Genomic DNA, 3130 nt, shown 5'->3' on the forward strand with positions numbered 1-3130 from the left:
CCCGGTCGCGGCGAACGCCTGGATCGCCAGGGCGGTTGCGTCCGGGTCGCCGGCGCACGGGCTCTGGTCGAAGGCGATCGGAACGCTGCCGTCGGCGCAGGACTGCCGCTGCAGGTAACCCGCCGCCCACCCGGCCCGACCCGACAGCCCGGCCCGCTGCAGCGCGAGCACGCCGAAGCTCTGCCCAAAGGCGTTCGAATAGTCACCCCACTCAGACTTGTCCGACAACCGCCCCGAACTCGTTTGCAGCGCAGTGAGTTCCGCGATGATGTTGCGCCCTCCGAAGGAGCGGACATCGCGCCCGGTCACGTCGATGGCGAGGGCCAGCTTGGCGTGCGCGCCGGCATACGACTCGCCGCCGGTTCCGACATAGGCACCCAGGGTGGCGGGCTGGGCGATCCAGGACATCGCCCGGTCACTGGTGACCTTGTTGGTCTTCGCCGCGGCGAAGGCCAGGACGGCATCGAGCGTCAGACCCGGGTCGTCGTATGCCGTGCCGCCGAAGTCGGTCTGCAGGTGCGTGCCGTCGACGAACTGCCGGTTCAGCCAGCCGGCGGCGGTGCGGCCGGCCAGCCGGTCGGACGGAGTGGGTGCCGCAGCAACCGGCCCGGCCGCCACGGCCAGCGTGGCCGCAGCGGCGACGACGGTCACGCCGGCGCGGCGAACGCCCTTGCGGGACAGGGAAAGAGGGGACAGAGCAAGAGAGGGGACAGACACGAGAGGTCCTTCCTCCGCATACCTCGGCGGGGAGTCGATGTGAATGGACATGTCCGTCACAGGCATTCGGGCTCATCCGGCCAGAGGCCGACATCACCGCTGCGGGTCAGCGCCGGATTCGCACCGGCTTCCCCCGCGAGGGACACCCCGAACCTACCGCACGGTCTCAGCGGCGGCGCAGCCAGTCCCGGACCGTGTCGATGATGGTGTCGGCGACCTCCGTGACGATGCTCGACGCCGGCGGGCCGTCGGGGGAGTTGGCGGCCGACTCCACGCCCGGCGCGCCCTCCGACAGCACGACGATCGACCACGGCGCGGCGGCATAGTCGCCCACGATGACGTCGGACTCCTCCAGCGCCCAGCAGTTGTAGCCGGCCTCGAAGTGCGAGGCGGTGTCGACGATCCGGTGCCACGCCACCCCCTCGGCGGCCGCGGGCACCCCGAAGCGCACCGCCTGGTCGGCCATATTGATCAACACCAACAGATCGGATCCGCCGACCGGCGAGGCGTCGATCCACAGCCGCACCGCCCGGTCACCGTCCGCCGGCGCGTCCGCCGACTGCGGCTGGGTGAAGACATAGCTCACGTCGGTGCCGCCGAGTTCGGCATCGCCGTACGACCGCTGCCGCAACCCCGGGTGCGAGCGCCGCAGCGCCGTCAGATACGTCGTGAACACCAAGTGCGGATTGACCCCGGCGGGCGCGGCCGCGACCCCGAAGGTGTCGTGGTAGGCCGCGCCCTCGACCCCGACCGCAGCCTGCGTCGGCGCGTTGGTCGCTGCGGCGGCCCAGTTGTTCCACATCCCGATCGTGTTGAGGTTGTAGGGATTGTTGTTGCCGTTCTGGGTCCGTGCGAACTCGTCGCCGGAGCACATCATCGGCACGCCACGGGCCAGGATCAGCGCGACCATGAAGTTGCGCAGGCGCTGCCGCACGAGGGTCTGGTTGCCGCCGCTGCCCCACGAGTCGTTGCTGTCACTGCCGCCGTCGGACGGCCCGAACGGCCACGGCTGGCCGTTGACTTTGCCGTCATAGGACACCAGGTCGAGCAGGCAGAAACCGTCGTGCGCGGTGACGAAATTGATCGACCGCTGCGGCCCGCCCTGGTCGCGGAAGCCCTGATAGTCGCCGTTCATCATCGCCATGAACGTGCCGGTGTTGCCGTCCCCCTTCAGGTAGCGCCGCACGGCATCGCGATAGCGGCCGTTCCACTCACCCCAGCCGTCGGGGAAGTTGCCTACCTCGTATCCCCACAGGTCCCACGCCTCGGCGATGACCTCGATGTCGCGGGCCGCCGCCAGGTCGCGGATCGCCGTCAGCATCGGGTGCTCGGAGTGGAAGCGCCGCTGCTCCCCCCATGCCTCCCGCGGCGCCGCGTCGGGCAGCCGGCCGAGCACGGGCGCCAGGTCGAACCGGAACCCGTCGACGCCCATCTCGTCGCACCAGTACGCCAGCGATTCGAGCACGAGGCGCTGCGCCACGGGCGAGGAGAGGTCGGTCTGGTTGCCGCAGCCGGTCGCGCCGTCGACGAGCAGCCCGGTGTCGGTGAGCACGTAGTAGTCGGGCGTCGCGAATCCGCCGAAACTCGTGAACCCGACCGTGTCGCCGTCGCCCCAGTTGCCGCCCTCGCCGGTGTGGTTGTAGACGACGTCGAGATAGACCTCGATGCCGGCGTCGTGGAAGGCGCGGACCATGGCCTTGAACTCCCGCGTCGGCCCGCCGGGGGATTTGTCGGCGGCATACTGCCGGTTCGGCGCGAAGAAGCCGAGCGTCATATAGCCCCAGTGGTTCGAGGATCCGGCGGTGTCGAGTTCGCTGCCGCTGGTCTCGTGCACCGGCAGCAGTTCCAGCGTCGTGACGCCGAGGCCCTTGAGGTAGGGCGCGAGCAGCGCCGCACCGGCATACGTGCCCTGCAGGTGCGCCGGGACGTCGCCCACGCCGGCGAAGCGCGGCAGGCCGGAGAGCAGGGTATGCAGCTGCGTCGCCGAGGGGTGCGAGGTCAGGTTGCGCACGTGCGCCTCGTAGATGATGGCGTCCTGCGCCGCCACCTTCGGCTTGGTGCCGGTGGGCGTCGCGTCGGCGACCACGATGGCCTTCGGAGCGTATGCCGCGGTGTCCCACTCCCGCAGCGGCCGCCCGCGGTAGTCGCGCGGGCCCCAGCCGAAGATCCCCGCGTCCGCGCCCGCCGCCGCCACCTCCGGGCTCGCCGGGCTGTGGGAGATCTCGCGGGCGTACGGGTCGGTCAGCAGCTTGTTGGGGTTGAAACGCTCGCCGCCCGGGCCGATGTCCGCGACGAAACCAGCGGCCGAACCGGGGGTCCAGGCCGGGTCGACGGTCCAGCCCGGCCCCCACACGCGATAGCCGTAGTGCGCGCCCGGCCCGACCCCGGTCAGCCGCGCCCGCCACGTCCCGTC

The 3130-nt window shown here is 71.0% G+C and carries 2 protein-coding genes and 1 riboswitch; both genes read right to left on the reverse strand.

The genetic code is table 11. From position 1 onward, the window contains the following. On the reverse strand, window positions 1–717 hold a 717-nt coding region (locus BN11_RS16855; RefSeq protein WP_201329290.1), incomplete at its 3' end, for a hypothetical protein. 61 nt (window positions 718–778) lie between these two features. Beyond that, window positions 779–850, reverse strand: a riboswitch (cobalamin riboswitch). A gap of 33 nt (window positions 851–883) precedes the next feature. Next, the coding region (locus BN11_RS16860; RefSeq protein WP_053084155.1) for an alpha-amylase family glycosyl hydrolase at window positions 884–3130 on the reverse strand (2247 nt) is incomplete at its 5' end.

The sequence above is a fragment of the Nostocoides australiense Ben110 genome (genome assembly GCF_001050535.1).
Lineage (GTDB): Bacteria > Actinomycetota > Actinomycetes > Actinomycetales > Dermatophilaceae > Nostocoides_A > Nostocoides_A australiense.